The following is a 24,395-nucleotide window of genomic DNA, read 5'->3' on the forward strand; positions in this document are numbered from 1 at the left end:
GCGGGCTTGTGTGGGAGTGGGCTTGCCCGCGATGCAGGCACCTTGCACTGTCAGTTAAACCGCGCTGATGCTATCGCGGGCAAGCCCGCTCCCACACAAGCCCACCCCTACAGGGGGTTAGGCGACGAACTGCTCCGCGTGATGGCAAGCCACCTGGCGGTTGTCCAGTTCGCGCAGCAGCGGTTCTTCACTGCTGCAGCGCTCGGTCGCATACGGGCAGCGCTTGTGGAAGGCGCAGCCGGAGGGCGGGTTCAGCGGGTTGGGTAACTCACCGACGATCTTGATCTTCGGCTTGTTCGGGTCCGGGTGAATGGTCGGGGTGGCCGACAGCAACGCCTGGGTATAAGGGTGCAGCGGGCGCTCGTAGATGTCGTTCTTCGCGCCCATTTCCACCGGGCGGCCGAGGTACATCACCATCACGTGGTCGGCAACGTGTTGCACCACCGCCAGGTTGTGGGAGATGAACACATACGCGGTGTTGTACTGCTGCTGCAGGTCCATGAACAGGTTGAGCACCTGGGCCTGGATCGACACGTCCAGCGCCGAGGTTGGTTCATCCGCCACCAGCACCTTGGGTTGCAGCATCATCGCGCGGGCCAGGGCGATCCGCTGGCGCTGGCCCCCGGAGAACATGTGCGGGTAGCGCTGATAATGCTCAGGGCGCAGGCCCACCTGCTTCATCATCGCCTGGACCTTTTCACGGCGCTCGGCGGCGGACAGGTTGGTGTTGATCAGCAGCGGCTCGCCCAGTTGATCGCCGACTTTCTGCCGTGGGTTCAACGAGGCGTAGGGGCTCTGGAACACCATCTGCACGTCTTTGCGCAGTTGCTTGCGCTGGGCCTTGTCGGCGCCGGCGACTTCCTGGCCGGCGATTTTCAAGGAGCCGGACGATGGCTCTTCAATCAGCGTCAGCGCACGGGCCAGGGTGGATTTGCCGCACCCGGACTCACCCACCACGGCGAGGGTCTTGCCGGCTTCCAGTTCGAACGACACGCCATTGAGCGCGCGCACGGTGGCGTGGCCCTTGAACAGGCCACGGGACACTTCGTAGTGACGGGTCAGGTCGCGGGCGGTAAGAACGACGGCCATTACGCCACCTCCTGGTTCAAGGGGTAGAAGCAGCGCACAAGGCTGTGGGCTTGCGGGTCCAGGGTCGGACGGGTCTGGCGGCAGCTGTCCTGTACATACGGGCAGCGTGGCGACAGCAGGCAGCCTTGCGGGCGGTCATAACGGCCGGGGACGATGCCCGGCAGCGTCGACAGACGCGCAGCGCCCATGCTGTGTTCCGGGATCGCGGCCAGCAATGCTTCGCTGTACGGGTGCGCCGGTACGTCGAACAGGCCCGGCACCTGGCCGACTTCCACCGCTTGGCCGGCGTACATCACGCACACGCGCTGGGCGGTTTCCGCGACGACTGCGAGGTCGTGGGTGATCAGCACCAAGCCCATGTTCTGCTCTTTTTGCAGGGCCAGCAGCAGCTCCATGATCTGCGCCTGGATGGTCACGTCCAGGGCCGTGGTCGGCTCGTCGGCGATCAGCAGTTTTGGCTCGCCGGCAATCGCCATGGCAATTGCCACACGCTGGCTCATGCCGCCGGACAGCTGGTGCGGGTAGGCATCCATGCGGCTGGAAGCGCCTGGGATCTCGACCTTTTCCAGCAGTTCGATGGCCCGCTTGCGCGCTTGCTTGCCGGACATTTTCAGGTGCAGGCGCAGTACTTCTTCAATCTGGAAACCCACGGTGTAGCTGGGGTTCAGCGCGGTCATCGGGTCCTGGAACACCATTGCCAGGTCTTTGCCGACGATCTGCCGGCGCTGGCGGTTGCTCAGCTTGAGCATGTCCTTGCCGTCGAAAGTCAGGGAGTCGGCGGTGACGATGCCGGGATGCTCGATCAGGCCCATCAGCGCCATCATGGTCACGGATTTACCCGAACCCGACTCGCCAACGATGGCCAGTACTTCGCCTTTGTCCACGGCCAGATCGAGGCCATCGACCACCGGCACAGCGGTTTTGTCGCCGAAGCGCACATTGAGATTCTTGATTTCTAGCAGTGACATGGGAATCTCCTCACGCGGCATTCTTGAGTTTCGGGTCCAGCGCATCGCGCAGTCCGTCGCCCATCAGGTTGATTGCCAGCACGCTGAGCAAAATGGTCAAGCCAGGCAGGCTTACAACCCACCAGGCGCGTTCGATGTAGTCACGGGCCGAAGCCAGCATGGTGCCCCACTCAGGCGTCGGCGGTTGCACGCCAAGGCCGAGGAAGCCCAGGGCGGCGGCATCGAGAATCGCCGAGGAGAAGCTCAAGGTGGCCTGCACGATCAATGGCGCCATGCAGTTGGGCAGCACGGTGACGAACATCAGGCGCGGCAGGCCGGCACCGGCCAGGCGCGCGGCGGTCACGTAGTCACGGTTGAGCTCGCCCATCACCGCCGCGCGGGTCAGGCGCACGTAGGACGGCAACGACACAATGGCAATCGCGATCACGGTGTTGATCAGGCCAGGGCCGAGGATGGCGACAATCGCCACGGCCAGCAGCAGCGAGGGCAGGGCCAGCATGATGTCCATCAGACGCATGATGGTCGGGCCGAGCAAGCGCGGGAAGAACCCGGCGAACAGGCCCAGCAGGATCCCCGGGATCAGCGACATCACCACCGACGACAAACCGATCAGCAATGACAGGCGCGAGCCCTGGATCAGGCGCGACAGCAAGTCACGGCCCAGTTCGTCGGTGCCCAGCAAAAACTGCATCTGCCCGCCTTCCAGCCACGACGGCGGGGTCAGCAGGAAGTCGCGGTATTGCTCGCTGGGGTTATGGGGCGCGACCCAGGGGGCGAAGATCGCGCAGAACACGATCAGCAACATAAACAGCAGGCCGGCAACCGCGCCCTTGTTCTTGGAGAAGGCTTGCCAGAATTCTTTGTACGGCGACGGGTACAGCAGGCTCTGATCGACTGCTGACACTTGAGTTGGTGTGGTCATGGTCATGGTCTCAGCGCTGGTGACGGATGCGTGGGTTGGCGAAGCCGTAGAGGATATCCACCACGAAATTCACCAGGATCACCAGGCAGGCGATCAGCAGGATGCCGTTTTGCACCACCGGGTAGTCCCGCGCGCCAATGGCTTCGATCAGCCATTTGCCGATGCCGGGCCAGGAGAAGATGGTCTCGGTCAAGACCGCACCGGCCAGCAGCGTGCCGACTTGCAGGCCGACCACGGTCAGCACCGGGATCAGCGCGTTACGCAGGCCGTGCACGAACACCACGCGCGCCGGCGACAGGCCCTTGGCCTTGGCGGTGCGGATGTAGTCTTCGCGCAGGACTTCAAGCATCGAGGAGCGGGTCATCCGCGCAATCACTGCCAGCGGGATGGTGCCGAGCACGATGGCCGGCAGGATCAGGTGATGCAGTGCATCCCAGAACGCGTCCGGTTCGTCGGCCAGCAGGGTGTCGATCAGCATGAAACCGGTGCGTGGCTCGATGTCGTAGAGCAGGTCGATACGCCCGGAAACCGGGGTCCAGCCCAGGCTTACCGAGAAGAACATGATCAGGATCAGGCCCCACCAGAAGATCGGCATCGAATATCCCGCCAGGGAGATGCCCATCACCCCATGGTCGAACAGGGATCCTCGCTTGAGTGCCGCGATCACCCCGGCCAATAGCCCGAGGATGCCGGCGAACAACAGGGCGGCCATGGACAGTTCCAGGGTCGCGGGGAACAGGGCGCTGAACTCGGTCCACACGCTGGTGCGGGTACGCAGGGATTCGCCGAGGTCGCCTTGGGCGAGCTTGCCGACGTAGTCCAGGTATTGCGCATACAAGGGTTTGTTCAAGCCAAGGCGTTCCATTGCCTGGGCGTGCATCTCGGGGTCAACCCGCCTTTCGCCCATCATGACTTCTACGGGGTCGCCAGGGATCATGCGAATCAACGCAAAGGTCAGCAGCGTGATGCCGAAGAATGTGGGGATCAATAACCCCAATCGGCGGGCAATAAAACTAAACATCGTGTTGTGTACCTCAATCAGCCGGTTAGGCAGGTCCGGCCCCGTCAACGTCGACGGGGCCGGGCGTCTCTTATTACTTCACCTGGGTGGTGGCGAAGTTATTGTTGGTCAGGGGGCTTTGGGTATAACCCTCGACGTTCTTGCGCATGGCAGTGAACATTTTCGGGTAAGCCATGGGGATCCACGGTTGGTCCTTGTCGAAAACGTCCAGCGCTTGTTCATAGAGTATGGCGCGCGCGGCGGGTTCAGCCACGGCGCGGGCCTTGTCGATCAGGCCCTGAAACTCTTCGTTACACCAGCGGGCGTAGTTTTCGCCGTTTTTCGCTGCATCGCAACTCAGGTTCGGCGTGAGGAAGTTGTCTGGGTCGCCGTTGTCCCCGGCCCAGCCGGCCGAAACCATGTCGTGCTCGCCGGCTTTGGCGCGCTTGAGCATCTCGCCCCATTCCATGACCTTGATATTGACCTTGAGGCCAATCTGCGCCAGATCCGCCTGCATGCGCTGGGCGCCGAGCATCGGGTTGGGGTTGGTCGGGCCGCCGCCGTTGCGGGTGAACAGGCTGAACTCGGTGCCTTCCGGCACGCCGGCTTCCTTGAGCAGGGCACGGGCCTTGTCCAGGTCGCGGGCCGGGTTTTTCAGCTTGTCGTTGAAGCCTAGCAGGGTCGGCGGGTACGGGCCGGTGGCGTCGATGGCATTGCCTTTGCCGTACAGGGATTCGTTATAGCCATGTTTGTCGAACGCGATGTTGATTGCGTGGCGTACCCGCGCGTCGCTCATGTACTTGTGGGTGGTGTTCATGGCGGTGTAGGCGGTGGTCATCGCCGCCAGTTCCGCGACCTTCAGGTTTGGATCGGCCTTGATGCTGGGCAGGTCGTCAGGCTTGGGATACAGGGCGATCTGGCACTCATTGGCCTTGAGCTTTTGCAGGCGCACGTTGTTATCCACCGCGATGGCCAGGATCAGCGGGTCGGCGGGCGGCTTGCCACGGAAGTATTCCGGGTTGGCCTTGAAGCGCACCTGGGCGTCCTTCTGGTAGCGGGTAAAGATGAACGGGCCGGTGCCGATCGGCTTGCTGTTGAGCTCGCCGGTCTTGTTGGCGGCCAGCAGCTTGTCGGCGTACTCGGCAGAGTGGATGGCGGTGAAGGGCATCGCGACATCGGCCAGGAACGGAGCTTCAGGGCGGGTCAGGGTGAAGACCACGGTGTGGTCATCGGTCTTCTCGACGCTTTTGAGCAGTTCCTTGAAACCCATGCTTTCGAAATAGGGGAAGCCGGTGGTGGACTTGTTGTGCCACGGGTGTTTGGGGTCCAGTTGGCGCTGGAAGCTCCAGAGCACGTCGTCGGCATTCAGGTTGCGCGTGGGCTTGAAGTAGTCGGTGGTGTGGAACTTGACGTCATCTCGCAGGTGGAAGGTATAGGTCAGGCCGTCCTCGCTGATGTCCCACGATTTGGCGAGTGCGGGTTGGATTTCAGTGGTGCCGGGCTTGAAGTCCACCAGGCGGTTGAACATGGTTTCGGCGGCGGCATCGGCGGTGACGGCCGTGGTGTACAGGACCGGGTCGAAGCCTTCCGGACTGGCTTCGGTGCAGACCACCAGGGGTTTGGCCGATACGCCGATAGCGACGCTTAATAGCGCAGCGGCAACGGCAGCTTGTAGCGGGAGCATTTTCATTCAGAGCCCTCTGCAATCGATGGGACCAGGCAAGCGTAGACGGCGGGCTCGTCCTGAGCCCGCCGTCTACCTGGTGCGATTTAAAGAATGTTGAACGGGACGGTGGTAACCAGACGGAATTCTTTGACGCTGCCGTCAAACTGGTTGGCGCTGCCACGGTGTTCGACGTAGGTGGCACGAATCGCGGTGGCCTTGAGCGGGCCGCTCTGGACCGCGTATGCCGCGCCCACGCCGTATTCCTGGTGTTTTTCGCCGTCCTGAGTCTCGATGCCGGTGTAGGCGTAGGCGCCGTTGCTGTTCCCCGTGTAGTGGGTACCGTCGATGCCCCAGCCGCGTGCGGAGTAGATGTTGAACTTCAGGCCCGGCACGCCGTATTCGGCCATGTTGATGGCGTAGGCGACCTGGAAGGATTTCTCGTTCGGGCCGTTGAAGTCCGACGTCAGGGAGTTGGCCAGGTAGATGCCGTTGGTTTCGTGCAGGTAGTCGAAGTACTCGTTACCGTTCACTTGCTGGTAGGAGAAGGTCAGGCTGTGAGCCTGGTGAGCCAATCCAAGGGACAGGGAGTAGGTATCGTTGTCGATCTCCCCCATCAGTTTTTTGCCTTCATCGACGGTCTTGTAGTAGTTCAGGCCGGTGGTCAAGGCCAGGACTTGGCTGTCACCCAACTGGTGGGTTGCACCGAAGTAGTACTGGTTCCAGAAGTCCTTGACGTTGGCGCCGAAGAAGCTGGTTTTCAGGCTCTCGAACGGCTGGTAGTTGGCGCCCAGGGTGTAGACCTTGTCGGTTGTCGCACTGTTGGCGCCTTGTTGGCTGTACTCGCTGCGGAACTTCGACAGGCTCTGTTCGGAACGTGGGGAGACGCGGTCAAACACGCCGCCCTGGAACGACAGGTTGCTGAACTCTTCGCTGTTGAAGCTCACACCCTGGAAGCTCGATGGCAGGGGACGGTTGCCGATGGTATCGACGATGCCGCTGCTGAAGTTCTGGCGACCGGCCGTCAAGGTGGTGTTGGAGACACGGAACTGCACGTTGGCCAGGCCCAGTTTGCTCCACTGGTCTACGGCATTGCCGTCAGAGTGAGCCAAGGTACGGTTAGAGCCGCCCTTGATATCGCGTTTGCTGCGGTCCAGAACCAGAGCGTTGTACACCGCTACTTCGGTCTTGACGCCAACAGTGCCCTGGGTGAACCCCGAGCTGGCGTTGAGGATGGTGCCCTGGATCCAGTTGGTACGGTTGCGGTCGGTCTTCGCCACACCGTGCTCTTTGTATTTGAACTTGCCACCACGGTACAGGCTCTCGTGGGAGTACCAGTTACGCGTGGTGCCGCCCAGGCTGAAATCTTCGATAAAGCCCTTGGCCTCGCTTTGGGCGCTGGCACTGGCCAGCGTGGTCGGCACGAATTGCTGGCTTGCAGGTTCGGCGTAAGCGGTGGCGGTGATGCTGCTGATGGCCATGGCCAGTAGCACTTTGCTGCTCAATTTCATGGGTGGAGCTCCTTTGGTTCTCTTTTTTTTATGCCGGCCTTATTGGGTGAACCGGCTATTGGGTGTGTAACTCTTCAAGCATTTGCAAACGTTTGCTGTAGGAGATTTCGCGAATTACAGCTACACGTTTGCGACAGGGCCAACGTGGCCCTGCGCATCCGGTTATTTTTTTATGGGGTGATACTGACGCCCGAGAACACGTTGCGGCCGAAGGGGCTCACTTTGAAACCTTCGACCTTGGTGCTTAACGGCTGGTTGACCGTCGAGTGGGCGACAGGCGTGATCGGCACCTGCTGTTTGAGCAGTTGCTGCGCCTGTTTGTACAGAACAGTCCTTTGTTCACGGTCGGTGACGACCTTGGCTTGCTTGATCAGCTTGTCGTACGCCGGGTCACACCACATCGAGTAGTTGTTCCCGCCGATGGCGTCGCAGCTGTAGAGGGTGCCCAGCCAGTTGTCCGGGTCGCCGTTGTCGCCGGTCCAGCCGATCAGGCTGATATCGTGCTCGCCGTTCTTGATGCGCTTGATGTACTCGCCCCACTCATAGCTGACGATCTTGACCTTGAGGCCGATCTTGGCCCAGTCGCTTTGCAGCATCTCGGCCATCAGCTTGGCGTTGGGGTTGTACGGGCGCTGGACGGGCATGGCCCACAGGGTGATCTCGGTACCTTCCTTGACGCCGGCAGCCTTGAGCAATTCCTTGGCTTTTTCCGGGTTGTAGGCGCTGTCCTTGATGGTGTCGTCATAGGACCACTGGGTTGGCGGCATACCGTTGACCGCCAGTTGCCCCGCGCCCTGGTATACGGCATTGAGAATGCTCTGCTTGTTCACCGCCATGTCCAGGGCCTGGCGCACTTCGAGCTGGTCGAAGGGCTTGTGTCGCACGTTGTAGGCGATGTAGCCGAGGTTGAAGCCGGGCTTGGTCAGCAGTTGCAGGTTCGGGTCGGCCTTGAGGGCGTCGACGTCGGCGGGGCGTGGATGCAGGGTGACCTGGCATTCGTTGGCCTTGAGCTTCTGCACGCGCACCGAGGCGTCGGTGTTGATGGCGAAAATCAGCTGGTCGAGCTTGACCTTGCTCGGGTCCCAGTAGTGTTTGTTGCCGGCGAAACGGATCTGCGAATCCTTCTGGTAACGCTGGAACACGAACGGCCCGGTGCCGATCGGCTTCTGGTTGATATCGCTGGGTTTGCCGGCCTTGAGCAGTTGCTCGGCATATTCGGCCGAGAGGATCGCGGCGAAGCTCATGGCGATGTTCTGGATAAACGCGGCGTCGACCGTGTTCAGGGTCATCACCACGGTGTGCGGGTCGGTTTTCTCGACCTTGGCGATGTTCTTGTTCAGGCTCATCCCGTTGAAGTACGGGAACTCGGTGGGGTAGGCCTTGCGAAACGGGTGGTCGGGGTCAAGCATGCGATTGAAGGTGAATAGCACGTCATCGGCGTTGAAATCCCGTGTTGGCTTGAATTCCTTGTTGCTGTGGAACTTCACCCCTTCGCGCAAGTGGAAGGTGTAGGTCAGGCCGTCTGGCGAAATATCCCACTTAGTAGCCAGCCCTGGTACGACGCCGGTTTCACCCTTTTCGAACTCAACCAGGCGGTTGTAGATCGGTTCGGCCGCATCGTTGTCGGTGGCGGTGGTGTATTGCGCGGTGTCGAACCCGGCCGGGCTGCCTTCGGAGCAGAACACCAGGCTTTTCTTCTCGGCAGCCTGGCCTATCGAGGCGACGGCCAACAGGCCGGTGCCAAATATCGCGGATAGAACGGTGGTATGGCGCATGACTGTCCCCCAATCCATGTTTATCGTTTTCGTCAGTGAACAGTCGCCACGCCTTACCTGGCTTGGCGAAAGCACTGCTCCCATCCACAGCAAATGCCGTATCGGAACTACGCGTTTGCCTACCTCGACGTTAGGGAACGAGGGCAGGGCAGTAAATGCGCAGAACCGGACAGACCGTGTAGGTATCGGACGGAACCTGCGCAGTTAGCTGCTGTAGGACGGCAGCCTCTGCGAAAGTAGTTCGATTCCTAGGGTCTTGGCGGATGCAATAACGGCGACGTTATGAAACGTCGCCGTCAAAGATCACTACTTGCTGACGCTCACCCCGTAGAAGGAATTCAAGCCAAATGGGCTGATCTTGAAGTCCTGCACGTTGGAACGCATGGGTTGATACACCGTCGAGTGCGCGATAGGTGTCATGGGGACTGCATCTTTGAGGACGTGTTGCGCCTGTTTATACAGTTCGGTGCGCTTGGCGACGTCCGAGGTGGCCTTGGCTTCTTTTACGATGCCGTCGAATTTCTTGTCACACCATTTGGAGAAGTTGTTGCCGGACAGGGAGTCGCAGCCGAACAGCACGTTCAGCCAGTTGTCCGGGTCACCGTTATCACCGCTCCAGCCGATGATCATGGCCTGGTTCTCGCCGCCCTTGGAGCGCTTGATGTACTCACCCCACTCGTAGCTGACGATGTTGACCTTCAAGCCGATCTGCTTCCAGTCGTTTTGCAGCATCTCGGCCATCAGCTTGGCGTTGGGGTTGTACGGACGCTGGACGGGCATGGCCCACAAGGTGATCTCGGTGCCTTCCTTGACGCCGGCTTGCTTGAGCAGTTCCTTGGCCTTGGCCACGTCGTGCGGGACGTCCTTGATGGTCTCGTCATAGGACCACTGGGTCGGCGGCATGGCGTTGACCGCCAGTTGGCCTGCGCCCTGGTATACCGAGTCGATGATCTGCTGCTTGTTGACCGACATGTCCAGGGCCTGGCGCACGCGCAGGTCGGCCAATGGGTTGGCGGCAGTCTGGCCCTTGAGCACAGGCATGACGTTGTAGGCGATATAGCCCAGGTTGAAACCGGCCTGGTGCGGCAGTTTCAAAGTCTTGTCCTCGCCCAGTGCCTTGAGGTCGGCCGGACGTGGGAACAAGGTCACCTGGCATTCGTTCTTCTTGAGCTTCTGGATACGCACCGATGGGTCGGTGGTGATGGCGAAGATCAGGTTATCGATCTTCACGTCTTCAGGCTTCCAGTAGTCCTTGTTGCCGGTGTAGCGGATGTTGGAGTCTTTCTGGTAGCTCTTGAACACGAACGGACCAGTGCCGACCGGCTTCTGGTTGATGTCCTGGGGCTTGCCTTCCTTCAACAGTTGGGCGGCGTACTCAGCCGACTGTAGCGAGGCGAAGCTCATGGCCAGGTTTTGGATAAACGCGGCGTCCACGGTGCCAAGGGTGAACTTGACGGTGTGGTCGTCGATTTTCTCGATGTTCTTGATGTTGGTGTCCATCCCCATGTCCGTGAAGTACGGGAACTCGGTGGGGTAGGCCTTACGGAATGGATCGTCTTTATTGATCATCCGGTTGAAGGTGAAGAGGACGTCGTCGGCGTTGAATTCACGAGTTGGCTTGAAGTACGGCGTGGTGTGGAACTTGACCCCTTCGCGCAGGTGGAAGGTGTAGGTCAGGCCGTCTTCGGAAACGTCCCAACTGGTGGCCAGGCCAGGAATCACGGCGGTGCCGCCGCGCTCGAACTGGCTGAGCCGGTTGAACATGGTTTCGGCCGAAGCATCGAAGTCTGTTCCGGTGGTGTACTGGCCTGGGTCGAAACCCGCCGGGCTCCCTTCGGAGCAGAACACCAGATTAGTCGCCGCCTGGGCGAAAGGTGCAGCGGCCATTAAACCGGCGCTGACTAAAAACGGAATGACTGCGTGTTTAAGCATGTTGGCCTCATGATTTGTTGTCATTTTTGGAATTGAGGGCGACCTCGTGAGTCGGCCTGCGGATACTTATGCAGGCCCCATACCCATTGCAAGACGTTGAGAGGCTACAACTGCCAAAGAGTGGTACGAACGTACAGGAATGTCGCATTCATATAATTTTCGACACGAAACTGTATTTTCGAGGGCTTTTTTCGGTGCGTGGAGTGCACCGAATAAGCCCAACCGAGGTGTCTGGCGCACCCGGTTGGGGCATGGTTGTTACTTATTCAGACTTACGCCGTAGAACGGTGTCAGGCCAAACGGGCTGATCTTGAAGTCCTGGACTTCCTTGCGCAGCGGCTGGAAAACCGTCGAGTTCGCAATAGGCGTTATAGGTACTTGATCCTTAAGTATTTTTTGCGCCTGTTGATACCACTTGATGCGTTCGTCACGGTCACTGCTGAGCTTGGCCTTCTGCACCAGTTGGTCGTACTGCGGGTTACACCATTTTGCATAGTTGCTGCCCTTGACCGCGGCACAACTGTAGAGCACGCCCAGCCAGTTATCCGGGTCGCCGTTGTCGCCGGTCCAGCCGTAGATCATCACATCGTGCTCGCCGTTTTTTGCGCGCTTGATGTATTCGCCCCACTCATAGCTGACGATATTGGCAGTGATCCCGACTTTGGCCCAATCCTGCTGGATCATCTGCGCCGACATTCGCGCGTTGGGATTGGAGGCGCGCTGCACAGTCATCGCCCACAGATTGATGGTGGTACCTGGTGCAACCCCTGCTTCTTTTAGTAGCGCCCGGGCCTTGGCAGGGTCGTGCGGTGCGTCCTTGATGCTGGGGTCATAAGACCACTGGGCCGGCGGCAGTGCGTTCTGCGCCAATTGCCCGGCACTTTGGTACACCGCCTGGATAATCGCCGGCTTATCGATGGCCATGTCCAGGGCCTGGCGCACCTTGAGCTGGTCCAGCGGCGGATGGGTCACGTTGTAGGCCAGGAAGCCCAGGTTGAAGCCCGCCTGCTGCAGCACACGCAGGTTTGGATCCTGCTTCATCACCTCGATATCCGAGGGGCGCGGATAGCCGCTGACCTGGCATTCGCCGGCCTTGAGCTTTTGCAGGCGCGACGCGGCGTCCGGGGTGATCGCAAATACCAGGCTGTCGAGTTTCACATCCTCAGGCTTCCAATAGTCTTTATTGGCGACGTAGCGAATCTGCGAGTCCTTCTGGTAGCGCTTGAACACAAACGGCCCGGTGCCGATCGGTTTCTGGTTGATATCGGCGGCCTTGCCGTCTTTAAGCAACTGCGCCGCGTACTCGGCCGATTGCACGGATGCAAAGCTCATGGCCAGGTTCTGTACGAAAGCGGCATCGACGTTATTGAGGTTGAAGCGCACGCTGTGCTCGTCGAGCTTTTCCACGCTTTTGATCGTGGTGTTCAGGCCCATATCGGTGAAGTACGGCGACTCGGACGGGTAGGCCTGGCGGAATGGATGGTTGGCGTCCAGCAGGCGCTGGAAAGTGAACAGCACGTCGTCGGCATTGAAGTCGCGGGTCGGGGTGAAGTACTCGGTGCTGTGGAACTTGACCCCGTCGCGCAGGTGAAAGGTGTAGGCCAGGCCGTCCTTGGACACCTCCCAACGGGTCGCCAGGCCCGGCTCGACTTCGGTCCCGCCGCGCTTGAATTGGGTCAGGCGGTTGAACACGGTTTCGGCCGAGGCATCAAAATCGGTGCCGCTGGTGTACTGGCTCGGATCGAACCCGGCGGGGCTGGCTTCGGAGCAGTAGACCAGGGTGCTTGCCGCTTGGGCCGTGGGCATGCACGCCAGCAGGCTGGCAGCGAGAAGGAGCGGCTTAAAGACAGTTCTATCCATGGTGACCCCTGAGATGGCAGGTAAACAACGGCCAAAAAAAACGGCGGTCACCGAGGTTACCGCCGTTGTGGGTCATCAGGTAAGGCTTATGGCATCTGTACTTCAATCACGCCATCGGCGCTCATGCTGACCTGGCTGGTGCCGGCTTCGACTTCAGGTGTCGGCGCCGAATCCATTGCCGCCGCCTTCATCATCATGCCGCCATTTCGCGCGTACGGCATTGGGTAGCCGTTGGTGTTGAAGTTCAGGTTAACGATCTTGTAGCCCTTGCCGCCGAGTGCATCGGTGGCCAGTTGGGCACGGGCCTTGAACGCGGCGACCGCATCCTTGAGCAGGGCATCTTCGCTGGCCTTGCGGGTTGGGTCGGCAATGGCGAAGTCCATATTGTCCATTTTCAGGGTGTTGAGCAGCTCGCCGGTGAGCTTGGACAGCGCCGGGAAGTCGGCACTTTCCAGGCGCAGTTCGGCGCGCTCGCGCCAGCCGGTGATCTTCTGGTTCTTGTTGTCGTAGATCGGATAGCTGTTGCGGCTGCCCTGGCGCAGGGTCACGCCTTTTACTTCGCGAGCCTCGCCCAACGCCTTGTTCATGATGGTCGTGACTTCGGCGGCGAGCTTGGCCGGGTCGGTGTTTTGCGACTCGGTGTAGAGAGTGACGATCATCTTGTCACGGGCCACTTCCTGGCTGACTTCGGCCCGCAGGGAAATCTGGTTGTAGTGCAGTTGATCGGCGGCCAGCGCAGGCAGGCTGGCTACGCTGCCAACGCTGAGGGCAATAAGGGCGGCACTGCGAGTGAAACGTGACATGGAAGCTCCTTGAGGGTGATCGTGTTCGGTAAGACTGTAGACGGGCGATTGGGGTTCGGCGGGTTACAAATTCTCTACATCTGGGTACGATGCCGACGAACGGTAAAATCCGCCTTGACCCTTCATATAAGCCATGACCTGCGTCAAAGGGCCACACACGCGCTGCCTGTACTGTCGCTTCGTTTATACTTGCTGCGATCCGCCTGGAGCGCTCATCAGGAGAGCTCATGCTCGCCCCCGTAAAACTGACTTCCGCCACTCGCCAGAACCTCTGGCGCCTGACGTTTATCCGCACCCTGGTGCTGGCCGCACAGGCCGGTTCCGTCGGGCTCGCCTATTGGTTTGAACTGCTGCCGCTGCCTTGGCTGCAACTGTGGGTGACCCTGGCCTTTTCCACGGTGCTGTGTGTGTTCACCGCCATCCGGCTGCGCACCACCTGGCCAGTGACCGAGCTTGAGTACGCCCTGCAACTGGCCTGCGACCTGTTTATCCACAGTGTGTTGCTGTATTTCTCCGGTGGTTCCACCAACCCCTTCGTTTCCTATTACCTGGTACCGCTGACCATCGCCGCCGTGACCTTGCCGTGGCGCTATTCGGTGATCCTGTCGGGGATTGCCCTGGCGCTGTACACCTTGTTGCTGGCGCAGTTCTATCCCCTGGAAACCTTCCCGATCGCCCGGGAAAACCTGCAGATCTACGGCATGTGGCTGAGCTTCGCGCTGTCGGCGGCGGTGATCACGTTTTTTGCCGCGCGCATGGCCGAAGAACTGCGGCGCCAGGAAGAACTGCGCGCTATCCGCCGTGAAGAAGGCCTGCGCGACCAGCAACTGCTGGCAGTGGCGACCCAGGCCGCCGGCGCGGCCCATGAACTGGGCACGCCGCTGGCAACCATGAGCGTGCTGATCAAGGAAATGCGCCAGGACCATCACGACCCGGCCTTGCAGGACGACCTCAGCGTGCTGCAGGAACAGGTCAAGCAGTGCAAGCAAACCCTGCAGCAACTGGTGCGCGCCGCTGAAGCCAACCGGCGCCTGGCGGTGGATATGCAAGACGTCACCCAGTGGCTGGACGAAGCCCTGAACCGCTGGCACTTGATGCGGCCCGAAGCCAGTTACCGTTTCCACCTGCTGGGGCAGGGCGCAGTGCCGCGCATGGCGCCACCACCGGATTTGACCCAGGCGTTATTGAACCTGTTGAACAATGCAGCCGATGCCTGCCCGGAAGGGCTGGAAGTGCAGCTGGACTGGGATTGGGAAAACCTCACCATCAGCATTCGCGACCACGGTGCCGGTGTGCCGTTGGCCATTGCCGAGCAGATCGGCAAGCCATTCTTTACCACCAAGGGCAAAGGCTTCGGCCTGGGCCTGTTCTTGAGCAAGGCCAGCGTGACCCGTGCTGGCGGCTCGGTGAAACTTTACCCCCATGAGGAAGGCGGCACGCTCACCGAGCTGCGCCTGCCCCGTGCTGCACGAGGAGACATCGATGAGTGACGAGATCCAAGTCGAAGGCGAAGAACTGCCGCACCTGTTGCTGGTAGATGACGATGCCACCTTTACCCGCGTGATGGCGCGAGCCATGAGCCGTCGCGGGTTTCGCGTCAGCACCGCAGGTTCCGCCGAAGAAGGCCTGACCATCGCCCAGGCCGACCTGCCGGACTACGCGGCGCTGGACCTGAAAATGGACGGGGACTCGGGCCTGGTGCTGTTGCCCAAGTTGCTGGAGCTGGACCCGGAAATGCGCGTGCTGATCCTCACCGGGTACTCGAGCATTGCCACTGCGGTCGAGGCGATCAAGCGCGGCGCCTGCAACTACCTGTGCAAGCCGGCGGACGCCGATGATGTGCTGGCCGCCTTGCTCTCCGAGCATGCCGACCTCGACACCCTCGTGCCGGAGAACCCGATGTCGGTGGACCGCCTGCAGTGGGAGCACATCCAGCGCGTGCTGACCGAGCATGAAGGCAACATTTCGGCCACTGCCCGCGCCCTGGGCATGCACCGCCGGACCTTGCAGCGCAAGTTGCAGAAGCGTCCGGTACGGCGCTGAACTACGGTGAGTGGGCTTGTGTGGGAGCGGGCTTGCTCGCGAAGGCGGAATGTCAGTCAAGTCTTTAATAACTGACACTGCGCCTTCGCGAGCAAGCCCGCTCCCACATGGGATCTCCATTGTTCTGCCGATCCAGTTCCAACAAAAAGCCCGGCTGATCATCGATCAGCCGGGCTTTTTGTGTGGTTTGAAAACGCCTTACTTTTTCAAGCCGTAATGCTCATCCAGCATGCCGGGGGCGTTCGGCGTTTTTGGCGCGTAGTCCCGCGGCGGTTCCTGGTTTTCCCGCGGCGGGGTCAGGCGCTCCCGTGGGGCTTGCGTGGCATCGGAATGCAGCGCGGCCAGCAGGCGCTGACGGGTGATGTCGTCCAGGGCCAGGCGGTTGGCGCCATCGGCGAGGTGATCCTGTACTTCCTGGTAGCTCTGGGTGAGCTTCTTGACCAGGGTCGCGGTGCTGTTGAAGTGGGTAACAACCTCGTTCTGATAACTGTCAAAACGTTCCTGAATGTCATCCAGCTGACGCTGCGTGCGGTTAGGCGCGGCATTCGGCAGCAGGCGAGCAACCAGGAATCCAATGGCGACACCGGCAACCAGGGCAAGAGTCGGCAACAACCAAACTAAGAGCGAGTGTTCCACGAGTCCTTCCTCTATAAACGGCTTTGCTTTACGTTAACGGCTCGGACCTGCGCTGTATACCGCGATTAAGCTCGCAATGATGCCATGCACAGACTTTTAGCTAGACGAGTCGACCCCTTGAGAGGTCACGGAGTTCATTCCTTGCTCATGCGTGAAACCCCCGTTTTGATCGATGGCCCGGTAGGCCAATTGGAAGCCTTGTACCTGGATCACCCCGAGCCGCGTGGCCTGGCGCTGATCTGCCACCCCAACCCGGTGCAGGGTGGGACCATGCTCAATAAAGTCGTATCGACCCTGCAACGCACCGCCCGCGACGCCGGTTTGATTACTTTGCGTTTCAATTACCGTGGCGTGGGTGCCAGTGCCGGTACCCATGACATGGCCACCGGTGAAGTGGACGATGCCGAAGCTGCCGTCAGTTGGCTGCGTGAAAAACACCCGGACCTGCCCATCACCTTGCTGGGTTTCTCGTTCGGTGGATTTGTGGCCGCAAGCCTGGGCGGGCGCCTGGAAGCCAAGGGCGAAAAACTCGCGCACCTGTTCATGGTCGCTCCGGCCGTCATGCGTTTGCGTGATGAGGACCAGCTTCCACAGGGCTGCCCGCTGACCGTGATCCAGCCGCAAACCGACGAAGTGGTCGACCCGCAACTGGTCTACGACTGGTCCGCGGCCCTCAAACGCCCCCATGAGCTGCTGAAAGTGGCAGAATGCGGGCACTTTTTTCATGGCAAGCTTACCGATCTCAAGGATCTGGTGCTGCCGCGCCTTTCGAATTGATAGCAGTCTGATAAGCGATTACCCATGACGACTCGTACCCGTATCCTCACCGGCATCACCACCACCGGCACCCCGCACCTGGGCAACTACGCCGGTGCCATCCGCCCGGCGATCCTCGCCAGCCAGGACGCCAATGCCGATTCGTTCTACTTCCTGGCCGACTACCATGCCCTGATCAAGTGCGATGACCCGCAGCGCATCCAGCGCTCGCGCATGGAAATCGCCGCGACCTGGCTGGCTGGTGGCCTGGATGTGAACCGGGTGACGTTCTACCGCCAGTCCGACATCCCGGAAATTCCCGAGCTGACCTGGCTGCTCACCTGCGTCGCGGCCAAGGGCCTGCTCAACCGCGCCCACGCCTACAAGGCCTCGGTGGACAAGAACCTGGAAAACGGCGAAGACCCGGATGCCGGGATCAGCATGGGCCTGTACAGCTATCCGGTACTGATGGCGGCGGACATCCTGATGTTCAACGCGCACAAGGTGCCGGTCGGCCGCGACCAGATCCAGCACGTGGAAATGGCCCGTGATATCGGCCAGCGTTTCAACCACCTGTTTGGCAAGGGCAGGGAGTTTTTCACCATGCCCGAGGCGTTGATCGAAGAAAGCGTCGCCACCTTGCCGGGCCTGGATGGGCGCAAGATGTCGAAAAGCTATGACAACACCATCCCGTTGTTCACCAGCGCCAAGGACATGAAGGACGCGATCTCGCGGATCGTCACCGACTCCCGTGCGCCGGGTGAAGCCAAGGATCCGGACAACTCGCACCTGTTCACTCTGTACCAGGCGTTCGCCACGCCTGAACAAGAGCAGCAACTGCGCAGCGAACTGCTCGATGGCCTGGGTTGGGGTGAGGCGAAGAGCCGCCTGTTCCAACTGCTGGACGGCCAGTTGGGCGAAGCCCGCGAGCGTTACCATCAATTGATGGCGCGTCCTTCGGACATGGAAGACCTGCTGCTGATCGGCGCCACGAAGGCCCGCGCCGTTGCCGGTCCATTCCTGCAAGAACTGCGTGAGGCGGTAGGCCTGCGCTCGTTCGTCAACCAGGCCCCCGAGGCTGCCAGCACCAAGAAGAAGGCCGTCAAGGCTGCGCGTTTTGTCAGCTTTCGTGAAGACGACGGCAGTTTCCGTTTCCGCCTGCTGGCGGCCGACGGCGAACAACTGTTGTTGTCGCGCAACTTCGCAGATGGCAAGGCGGCGGGCGCTGTCACCAAGCAGTTGCAATCCGGCCAGGCGCTGGATGTGCGCAGCGAGGCCCTTGGTTTTACGGTGTGGCTCGACGGCGCGTGTATCGCCGACAGCCCGGCCTTTGCCGATAGCGCTGCGCGGGATGCCGCCATCGAAGCTGTGCGCGTGGCGTTGACCCCAATCGAAGACTGACCCGACCAAGGGTTGATTGCCATTATCCGGGGCCGTCGTTACAGTGACGGCCCGTTTTTGTTGCCTTGCTAACGAAATTATGACGCCCCTAGAACGATATCAAGCTGATCTGAAGCGCCCCGACTTCTTCCATGATGCTGCCCAGGAAACGGCGGTGCGCCACTTGCAGCGCCTGTACGAAGACCTGGTCGCCTCTTCCCAGAGCAAGCCGGGGATGCTCAGCAAGCTGTTTGGCAAGAAAGACCAGACGCCGGTCAAGGGCTTGTACTTCTGGGGCGGCGTGGGTCGCGGCAAGACTTACCTGGTCGACACCTTCTTCGAAGCGCTGCCGTTCAAGGAAAAGTCACGCACTCACTTCCACCGCTTCATGAAGCGCGTGCACGAAGAGATGAAGACCCTGCACGGCGAGAAGAACCCGCTGACTATCATCGCCAAGCGCTTTTCCCAAGAGGCGCGGGTGATTTGTTTCGATGAGTTCTTCGTGTCCGATATCACCGACGCGATGATTCTCGGCACCCTGATGGAGGAGTTGTTCAAGAACGGCGTGACCCTGGTCGCCACCTCGAACATCGTGCCGGACGGCCTGTACAAGGACGGCCTGCAGCGCGCGCGCTTCCTGCCGGCCATCGCCCTGATCAAGCAGCACACCGATATCGTCAACGTCGACAGCGGCGTCGACTACCGCCTGCGTCACCTTGAGCAAGCCGAGCTGTTCCACTTCCCCCTGGACGACGCGGCCCACGAAAGCCTGCGCAAGAGCTTCCGCGCGCTGACCCCGGAATGCACCCAGGCGGTGGAAAACGATAAGTTGATGATCGAAAATCGCCAGATCATTGCCCTGCGTACTTGCGATGACGTGGCCTGGTTCGACTTCCGCGAACTGTGCGACGGCCCGCGCAGCCAGAACGACTACATCGAACTGGGCAAGATCTTCCACGCCGTGATCTTGAGTGGCGTCGAGCAAATGAGCGTCACCACCGACGACATCGCCCGGCGCTTTATCAACATGGTCGATGAATTCTATGACCGGAACGTCAAGCTGATCATCTCGGCTGAAGTCGAACTCAAGGACCTCTACACCGGCGGGCGCTTGAACTTCGAGTTCCAACGGACCTTGAGCCGCTTGCTGGAGATGCAGTCCCACGAATTCCTGGCGCGGGCGCACAAGCCTTAGGCAAACACCGAACCAAAATGTGGGAGCGGGCTTGCTCGCGAATGCGGTGTATCAGTCGGCTTATTCGTTAACTGACACACCGCATTCGCGAGCAAGCCCGCTCCCACATTTGATTGTGCCCGGCTTTAGTTAGGCGGCCTGCTGGAATTGCTGGCGATACTGATTCGGCGACAACTCCGTGTGCTGCCTGAACAGCCGCGCAAAGAAGCTCGCATCGTCATACCCCACCTCATAGCTGATGGTCTTGATGCTCTTGCGGCTGCCCGACAGCAAGCCCTTGGCCGTCTCGATCCGCAGCCGTTGCAGGTAATGCAACGGCTTGTCGCCGGTAGCCGTCTGGAACCTTCGCATAAAGTTGCGGATGCTCATGCCGTGTTCGCGGGCCACGTCTTCAAAGCGGAATTTGTCGGCGAAGTGCTCCTCGAGCCAATGCTGGATCTGCAGGATGATCACGTCCTGGTGCAGCTTCTGCCCGCCAAAACCGATGCGCCCCGGCGCGTAGTTGCGCTGCACTTCGTAGAGAATGTCGCGGGCCACGGCCTGGGCGATGTTGGCGCCGCAGAAACGCTCGATCAGATAGATATACAGATCGCAGGCCGACGTGGTGCCGCCGGCGCAGTACAGGTTGTCGGCGTCGGTCAGATGCTTGTCCTGATTGAGCTGGACCTTGGGGAAGCGTTCGCTGAAGGCGTTGAAGAAGCGCCAGTAGGTGGTCGCCTCCTTGCCATCGAGCAGGCCGGCTTCGGCGAGCCAGAACACCCCGGTGGCCTCACCGCATAGCACCGCCCCCCGGGCATGCTGCTCGCGCAGCCACGGCAGGATCTGCGGGTAGCGTTTGCTCAGGGCGTCGAAGTCGTCCCAGAACGCCGGCAGCACAATGATGTCGGCGTTTTCCAGGCCACCGTCCACCGGCATGATCACATCGCTGAAGCTGCATACCGATTGCCCGTCGGGGCTTACCAGGCGGGTTTCAAAGGCCGGCGTGAGGCCCAGGCCCTGTTGTTTGCCGTAACGCAGGCTGGCGAGGTGGAAGAAATCCTTGGCTTGCATGAGGGTAGAGGCAAACACCCGATCAATGGCCAAAATGCTGACGCGCCGCAAGGGCGTGGAGACGAGGCTAGACATAATTTCGATTATTCTTATAGGGGAAAGTGGTCAACTAACGGCTGGATCGTCTTATTTTTTGTCGCATGTGTCCAGTGTCCCGTGACGTCCGTGCAGCTTAGGCTCTGTGATCTTGTTTTTGTCTGACAATCGACGCAGGTGACTCATGATTCCCAGAACCTTGTTCAGCTCCGAGCACGAACTCTTCCGCCAGAGCGTGCGCACCTTCCTCGAAAAAGACGCGGTGCCGTTCCATGCGCAATGGGAGAAGCAGGGTCATATTGACCGCGCCCTGTGGAGCAAGGCGGGGGAGGCGGGGATGCTCTGCTCCCACCTGCCGGAAGAATACGGAGGCCTGGGCGCGGACTTTCTCTACAGCACCGTGGTGATCGAAGAGATCGGCCGCCTGGGCCTGACCGGGATTGGCTTCTCCCTGCATTCGGACATTGTTGCGCCGTACATCCTGCATTACGGCAGTGAGGCGCTGAAGCACAGGTACCTGCCCAAGCTCGTTTCCGGGGAGATGGTCACGGCCATTGCCATGACCGAGCCGGGCGCCGGGTCGGACCTGCAAGGGGTCAAGACCACCGCCGTGCTGGATGGCGATGAGTATGTGATCAACGGCTCCAAAACTTTTATTACCAATGGTTTCCTGGCGGACCTGGTGATCGTGGTCGCCAAGACCGACCCCAAGGCCGGCGCCAAGGGCACCAGCCTGTTTCTGGTGGAGGCCGATACGCCGGGCTTTGACAAGGGCAAGCGTCTGGAGAAGGTGGGGATGAAGGCCCAGGACACCTCCGAGCTGTTCTTCCAGGACGTGCGGGTGCCCAAGGAGAACCTGCTGGGCCAGGCGGGGATGGGTTTTGCCTACCTGATGCAGGAACTGCCCCAGGAGCGCCTGACCGTGGCGATTGGCGCCCTGGCCTCGGCCGAAGCGGCGTTGCAATGGACCCTGGACTACACCCGCGAGCGCAAGGCGTTTGGCAAGGCGATTGCTGACTTCCAGAACACCCGCTTCAAGCTGGCGGAGATCGCCACCGAGGTGCAGATCGGCCGGGTATTCGTCGACAAGTGCCTGGAACAGCATCTGCAAGGCAAGCTGGATGTGCCGACGGCGGCGATGGCCAAATACTGGACCACTGACTTGCAATGCAAGGTGCTCGACGAGTGCGTGCAGTTACACGGCGGCTACGGTTACATGTGGGAATACCCGATTGCCCGGGCCTGGGCGGATGCGCGGGTGCAGCGCATTTATGCGGGGACCAATGAAATCATGAAGGAAATCATTGCGCGGGCGCTTTGAATCGTTGGTGCTGCTATCGCCGGCAAGCCGGCTCCTACAGGGGAATGGGTTCCAAATGTAGGAGCCGGCTTGCCGGCGATGGCGTTCTAGAGATCAATCAAGGCGCAGGATTGGGATGATCCTTCTGAATCGCCTCGATCCCCTCCAGCACCTCTTTCGACAGCTTCAGGTCAGCACTGGCGATGTTGCTGTCCAACTGCGCAAGCGTCGTCGCCCCAATGATATTGCTGGTCACAAACGGCTGTTGCGTCACAAACGCCAGGGCCATCTGCGCCGGGTCCAGGCCGTGCTCGCGGGCCAGGGCCACATAGCGGCTGCACGCAGCTTCCGATTGCGGGTTGAAGTAGCGGCTGAAGCGGCTGTACAGGCTCAAGCGGCCCTTGGCCGGCCGTGCGCCGCCTTCGTACTTGCCGCTGAGCATGCCGAACGCCAACGGCGAGTACGCCAGCAAGCCGCATTGTTCACGGATGGCAATCTCCGCCAGGCCCACCTCAAAGCTGCGGTTGAGCAGGTTGTAGGGGTTCTGGATCGACACCGCGCGGGTCCAGCCACGGGCCTCGGCCAGGGCCAGGAACTTCATGGTGCCCCACGGCGTTTCATTGGACAGGCCGATATGGCGGATCTTGCCGGCCTTGACCTGCTCGTCGAGGGCTTCGAGGGTTTCTTCAAGTGGCGTCAGGTCGGGTTCTTCCTGGTGCTTGTAGCTCAGTTGGCCGAAGAAGTTGGTGCTGCGTTCCGGCCAGTGCAACTGGTACAGGTCGATCCAGTCGGTCTGCAGGCGCTTGAGGCTCGCGTCCAGGGCGTCGACGATGTGTTTGCGGTTGTGCTTGAGCTGGCCGTCGCGGATGTAGTCGATGGTGTTGCCGGGCCCGGCGATCTTGCTGGCGAGGATCCAGTCGGCGCGGTCGCCACGGCTCTTGAAGTAATTGCCGATGTAGCGCTCGGTGGTGGCGTAGGTGTCGGCCTTGGGCGGCACCGGGTACATTTCTGCGGTATCGAGGAAGTTGATCCCTGCGCCTTTGGCCCGCTCAATCTGGGCGAAGGCCTCTGCCTCGGTGTTCTGCTCGCCCCAGGTCATGGTCCCGAGGCAGATCGTGCTTACGTTCAGATCGGTCCGGCCCAGCTTTCGATAATCCATCGGGTACTCCTTTGGGGAAAACAATCATAAAAGCAGGTTGAATTTTTTTTCGCAATCTGCATAATTGCCCACCTCTTTCTGCAGTGGAAGTGATGCGCCGCCTGCCGAAGAATCTTGCCGTTGAACGGACGCGCTGACCCGAGCCCCCGATAGCGTCTGTATCCGGCTGCCTTTGACTTGTCAAAGTACGCACTATTCAGTAAGATCCGCCGTCTAATTTACAGGGCGGCCCCTGAGGCTATTAAAGAATGACAACTTTTACTGCAAAACCGGAAACAGTTCAGCGCGACTGGTTTGTCGTCGACGCCGCTGGTCAGACCCTGGGTCGTCTGGCCACTGAAGTCGCCAGCCGTCTGCGTGGCAAGCACAAGCCTGAGTACACCCCTCACGTCGATACCGGTGACTACATCGTGATCATCAACGCTGAGCAGGTTCGTGTAACCGGCAACAAAGCAAGCGACAAAATGTACTACCGTCACTCCGGTTTCCCAGGCGGTATCAAGTCTTCGAACTTCGAAGGCCTGATTGCCAAGAAGCCTGAAGCCCCGATCGAGATCGCGGTTAAAGGTATGCTGCCGAAGGGCCCACTGGGTCGCGACATGTATCGCAAGCTGAAAGTCTATGCGGGCGCTGCTCACCCTCATGCTGCTCAGCAGCCCCAAGAACTGAAGTTTTAACGGAATAGTTCATTATGTCGGCGACTCAAAATTACGGCACTGGCCGTCGCAAAACCGCAACCGCACGCGTTTTCCTGCGTCCGGGCACTGGTAACATCTCGATCAACAACCGCACTCTGGACAACTTCTTCGGCCGCGAAACTGCCCGCATGGTAGTTCGTCAGCCGCTGGAACTGACCGAGACCGTTGAAAAGTTCGACATCTACGTCACCGTTATCGGTGGCGGTGTAAGTGGTCAAGCTGGCGCAATCCGCCACGGTATCACTCGCGCTCTGATGCAGTACGACGAAACCCTGCGCGGCGCTCTGCGCAAAGCTGGCTTCGTGACTCGCGATGCCCGTGAAGTTGAACGTAAGAAAGTCGGTCTGCGTAAAGCGCGTAAGCGTCCGCAGTACTCGAAGCGTTAATTCGCTTTACGTTCCACAAAAACGCCCAGCCTCCTCACGGAGCTGGGCGTTTTTTATTGCCCGCGTTTTATGCGGGTTTTTTCTGTGTGACAACTTGCCACATCCGTAGACCCCCTATACTACAAGGCTTGGAAGCTAGGCTGCGGGTAATTACCTTGTCAGAGGTGGGGCTTTTCATTACCATTCGGCAAAATTTTTATAAGTTCAGATTTAATACTTAGTAGACGCCTGAT

Annotated in this window: 21 protein-coding genes; 8 read left to right on the forward strand and 13 right to left on the reverse strand. The window is 60.2% G+C overall.

The annotated features are described in order from the left end of the window. Window positions 1-117: 117 nt before the first annotated feature. The 10 genes from AC19YY_RS00450 to AC19YY_RS00495 all read right to left on the reverse strand — a co-directional run bounded on the left by AC19YY_RS00450 (window position 118) and on the right by AC19YY_RS00495 (window position 13,523). The gene (locus tag AC19YY_RS00450) at window positions 118-1,089 is read right to left on the reverse strand and encodes a peptide ABC transporter ATP-binding protein (protein WP_057958423.1); all 972 of its coding nucleotides are present in this window, start codon (window positions 1,087-1,089) and stop codon (window positions 118-120) included. Beyond that, window positions 1,089-2,057: an ABC transporter ATP-binding protein gene (locus tag AC19YY_RS00455; RefSeq protein WP_169950963.1), complete on the reverse strand. Its 969-nt coding sequence runs from the start codon at window positions 2,055-2,057 to the stop codon at window positions 1,089-1,091. Before AC19YY_RS00455 ends, AC19YY_RS00450 begins: the two co-directional genes overlap by 1 nt. Before the next feature lie 10 nt (window positions 2,058-2,067). Beyond that, entirely contained in the window at window positions 2,068-2,979 is a 912-nt protein-coding gene (locus AC19YY_RS00460; RefSeq protein WP_169950961.1) for an ABC transporter permease subunit, read from the reverse strand. 10 nt (window positions 2,980-2,989) lie between these two features. Beyond that, window positions 2,990-4,000: an ABC transporter permease subunit gene (locus AC19YY_RS00465; RefSeq protein WP_032860135.1), complete on the reverse strand. Its 1,011-nt coding sequence runs from the start codon at window positions 3,998-4,000 to the stop codon at window positions 2,990-2,992. A 73-nt stretch (window positions 4,001-4,073) separates the two neighbouring features. Then, the gene (locus AC19YY_RS00470) at window positions 4,074-5,669 is read right to left on the reverse strand and encodes an ABC transporter substrate-binding protein (RefSeq protein WP_500603753.1); all 1,596 of its coding nucleotides are present in this window, start codon (window positions 5,667-5,669) and stop codon (window positions 4,074-4,076) included. An 80-nt stretch (window positions 5,670-5,749) separates the two neighbouring features. Continuing rightward, on the reverse strand, window positions 5,750-7,153 hold the full coding sequence (locus AC19YY_RS00475; protein WP_492633716.1) for an OprD family outer membrane porin: 1,404 nt from the start codon (window positions 7,151-7,153) through the stop codon (window positions 5,750-5,752). A 170-nt stretch (window positions 7,154-7,323) separates the two neighbouring features. Further along, a complete protein-coding gene (locus AC19YY_RS00480) occupies window positions 7,324-8,928 on the reverse strand; it encodes an ABC transporter substrate-binding protein (RefSeq protein WP_169950958.1) in 1,605 nt (534 codons plus the stop codon). 306 nt (window positions 8,929-9,234) lie between these two features. Further along, a complete protein-coding gene (locus tag AC19YY_RS00485) occupies window positions 9,235-10,860 on the reverse strand; it encodes an ABC transporter substrate-binding protein (protein WP_169950957.1) in 1,626 nt (541 codons plus the stop codon). A 258-nt stretch (window positions 10,861-11,118) separates the two neighbouring features. Continuing rightward, window positions 11,119-12,720, reverse strand: a complete 1,602-nt coding sequence (locus tag AC19YY_RS00490) for an ABC transporter substrate-binding protein (protein ID WP_076964039.1) — start codon at window positions 12,718-12,720, stop codon at window positions 11,119-11,121. Window positions 12,721-12,806: 86 nt separating this feature from the next. Next, on the reverse strand, window positions 12,807-13,523 hold the full coding sequence (locus tag AC19YY_RS00495; protein ID WP_099167563.1) for an SIMPL domain-containing protein: 717 nt from the start codon (window positions 13,521-13,523) through the stop codon (window positions 12,807-12,809). A 227-nt stretch (window positions 13,524-13,750) separates the two neighbouring features. Here AC19YY_RS00495 and AC19YY_RS00500 point away from each other — a divergent pair, with 227 nt between their 5' ends. Continuing rightward, complete coding sequence (locus AC19YY_RS00500) at window positions 13,751-15,013, forward strand: ATP-binding protein (RefSeq protein WP_169950955.1); 1,263 nt, start codon at window positions 13,751-13,753, stop codon at window positions 15,011-15,013. Further along, window positions 15,006-15,566 (forward strand): response regulator transcription factor, encoded by a 561-nt coding sequence (locus tag AC19YY_RS00505; protein ID WP_029291924.1) that lies wholly within the window; start codon window positions 15,006-15,008, stop codon window positions 15,564-15,566. Before AC19YY_RS00500 ends, AC19YY_RS00505 begins: the two co-directional genes overlap by 8 nt. A gap of 198 nt (window positions 15,567-15,764) precedes the next feature. Here AC19YY_RS00505 and AC19YY_RS00510 read toward each other — a convergent pair whose 3' ends face one another. Then, window positions 15,765-16,202 carry a Z-ring associated ZapG family protein gene (locus AC19YY_RS00510; protein ID WP_029291922.1) on the reverse strand — a complete coding sequence of 146 codons (438 nt, stop codon included), beginning with the start codon at window positions 16,200-16,202 and terminating at the stop codon, window positions 15,765-15,767. A 147-nt stretch (window positions 16,203-16,349) separates the two neighbouring features. On the opposite strand from AC19YY_RS00510, the gene AC19YY_RS00515 reads away from it, so the two are divergent. From AC19YY_RS00515 to zapE, 3 genes are all read left to right on the forward strand, one after another. Continuing rightward, the gene (locus tag AC19YY_RS00515; protein WP_500603754.1) at window positions 16,350-16,979 is read left to right on the forward strand and encodes an alpha/beta hydrolase; all 630 of its coding nucleotides are present in this window, start codon (window positions 16,350-16,352) and stop codon (window positions 16,977-16,979) included. A gap of 24 nt (window positions 16,980-17,003) precedes the next feature. Beyond that, window positions 17,004-18,359: a tryptophan--tRNA ligase gene (locus AC19YY_RS00520; RefSeq protein ID WP_169950950.1), complete on the forward strand. Its 1,356-nt coding sequence runs from the start codon at window positions 17,004-17,006 to the stop codon at window positions 18,357-18,359. A gap of 79 nt (window positions 18,360-18,438) precedes the next feature. Next, window positions 18,439-19,533 carry a cell division protein ZapE gene (gene zapE, locus AC19YY_RS00525; protein WP_115129004.1) on the forward strand — a complete coding sequence of 365 codons (1,095 nt, stop codon included), beginning with the start codon at window positions 18,439-18,441 and terminating at the stop codon, window positions 19,531-19,533. Between the two features lie 129 nt (window positions 19,534-19,662). Here zapE and AC19YY_RS00530 read toward each other — a convergent pair whose 3' ends face one another. After that, window positions 19,663-20,583 (reverse strand): GlxA family transcriptional regulator, encoded by a 921-nt coding sequence (locus tag AC19YY_RS00530; RefSeq protein ID WP_169900987.1) that lies wholly within the window; start codon window positions 20,581-20,583, stop codon window positions 19,663-19,665. 220 nt (window positions 20,584-20,803) lie between these two features. Between AC19YY_RS00530 and AC19YY_RS00535 the strand changes: the two genes are divergently transcribed. Further along, on the forward strand, window positions 20,804-21,940 hold the full coding sequence (locus AC19YY_RS00535; protein WP_169950948.1) for an acyl-CoA dehydrogenase family protein: 1,137 nt from the start codon (window positions 20,804-20,806) through the stop codon (window positions 21,938-21,940). Between the two features lie 97 nt (window positions 21,941-22,037). Here the strand turns inward: AC19YY_RS00535 and AC19YY_RS00540 are convergent, their stop codons facing one another. After that, window positions 22,038-23,078: an NADP(H)-dependent aldo-keto reductase gene (locus AC19YY_RS00540; protein WP_432754626.1), complete on the reverse strand. Its 1,041-nt coding sequence runs from the start codon at window positions 23,076-23,078 to the stop codon at window positions 22,038-22,040. 248 nt (window positions 23,079-23,326) lie between these two features. Between AC19YY_RS00540 and rplM the strand changes: the two genes are divergently transcribed. Then, window positions 23,327-23,755, forward strand: coding sequence for a 50S ribosomal protein L13 (gene rplM / locus AC19YY_RS00545; RefSeq protein WP_029291908.1), 429 nt, complete (start codon window positions 23,327-23,329; stop codon window positions 23,753-23,755). Window positions 23,756-23,769: 14 nt separating this feature from the next. Continuing rightward, window positions 23,770-24,162, forward strand: a complete 393-nt coding sequence (gene rpsI, locus AC19YY_RS00550; RefSeq protein WP_003171743.1) for a 30S ribosomal protein S9 — start codon at window positions 23,770-23,772, stop codon at window positions 24,160-24,162. The last annotated feature ends 233 nt before the right edge of the window (window positions 24,163-24,395 follow it).

It is taken from the genome of Pseudomonas sp. MF09156 (assembly GCF_059862305.1).

Excerpts from the sequence above, each read along its gene's own strand:
- AC19YY_RS00450 (WP_057958423.1), bottom strand. The coding sequence starts at position 1,089 with ATGGCCGTCGTTCTTACCGCCCGCGACCTGACCCGTCACTACGAAGTG.
- AC19YY_RS00455 (WP_169950963.1), bottom strand. The coding sequence starts at position 2,057 with ATGTCACTGCTAGAAATCAAGAATCTCAATGTGCGCTTCGGCGACAAA.
- AC19YY_RS00460 (WP_169950961.1), bottom strand. The coding sequence starts at position 2,979 with ATGACCACACCAACTCAAGTGTCAGCAGTCGATCAGAGCCTGCTGTAC.
- AC19YY_RS00465 (WP_032860135.1), bottom strand. The coding sequence starts at position 4,000 with ATGTTTAGTTTTATTGCCCGCCGATTGGGGTTATTGATCCCCACATTC.
- AC19YY_RS00470 (WP_500603753.1), bottom strand. The coding sequence starts at position 5,669 with ATGAAAATGCTCCCGCTACAAGCTGCCGTTGCCGCTGCGCTATTAAGC.
- AC19YY_RS00475 (WP_492633716.1), bottom strand. The coding sequence starts at position 7,153 with ATGAAATTGAGCAGCAAAGTGCTACTGGCCATGGCCATCAGCAGCATC.
- AC19YY_RS00480 (WP_169950958.1), bottom strand. The coding sequence starts at position 8,928 with ATGCGCCATACCACCGTTCTATCCGCGATATTTGGCACCGGCCTGTTG.
- AC19YY_RS00485 (WP_169950957.1), bottom strand. The coding sequence starts at position 10,860 with ATGCTTAAACACGCAGTCATTCCGTTTTTAGTCAGCGCCGGTTTAATG.
- AC19YY_RS00490 (WP_076964039.1), bottom strand. The coding sequence starts at position 12,720 with ATGGATAGAACTGTCTTTAAGCCGCTCCTTCTCGCTGCCAGCCTGCTG.
- AC19YY_RS00495 (WP_099167563.1), bottom strand. The coding sequence starts at position 13,523 with ATGTCACGTTTCACTCGCAGTGCCGCCCTTATTGCCCTCAGCGTTGGC.
- AC19YY_RS00500 (WP_169950955.1), top strand. The coding sequence starts at position 13,751 with ATGCTCGCCCCCGTAAAACTGACTTCCGCCACTCGCCAGAACCTCTGG.
- AC19YY_RS00505 (WP_029291924.1), top strand. The coding sequence starts at position 15,006 with ATGAGTGACGAGATCCAAGTCGAAGGCGAAGAACTGCCGCACCTGTTG.
- AC19YY_RS00515 (WP_500603754.1), top strand. The coding sequence starts at position 16,350 with ATGCGTGAAACCCCCGTTTTGATCGATGGCCCGGTAGGCCAATTGGAA.
- AC19YY_RS00520 (WP_169950950.1), top strand. The coding sequence starts at position 17,004 with ATGACGACTCGTACCCGTATCCTCACCGGCATCACCACCACCGGCACC.
- zapE (WP_115129004.1), top strand. The coding sequence starts at position 18,439 with ATGACGCCCCTAGAACGATATCAAGCTGATCTGAAGCGCCCCGACTTC.
- AC19YY_RS00530 (WP_169900987.1), bottom strand. The coding sequence starts at position 20,583 with ATGCAAGCCAAGGATTTCTTCCACCTCGCCAGCCTGCGTTACGGCAAA.
- AC19YY_RS00535 (WP_169950948.1), top strand. The coding sequence starts at position 20,804 with ATGATTCCCAGAACCTTGTTCAGCTCCGAGCACGAACTCTTCCGCCAG.
- AC19YY_RS00540 (WP_432754626.1), bottom strand. The coding sequence starts at position 23,078 with ATGGATTATCGAAAGCTGGGCCGGACCGATCTGAACGTAAGCACGATC.
- rplM (WP_029291908.1), top strand. The coding sequence starts at position 23,327 with ATGACAACTTTTACTGCAAAACCGGAAACAGTTCAGCGCGACTGGTTT.
- rpsI (WP_003171743.1), top strand. The coding sequence starts at position 23,770 with ATGTCGGCGACTCAAAATTACGGCACTGGCCGTCGCAAAACCGCAACC.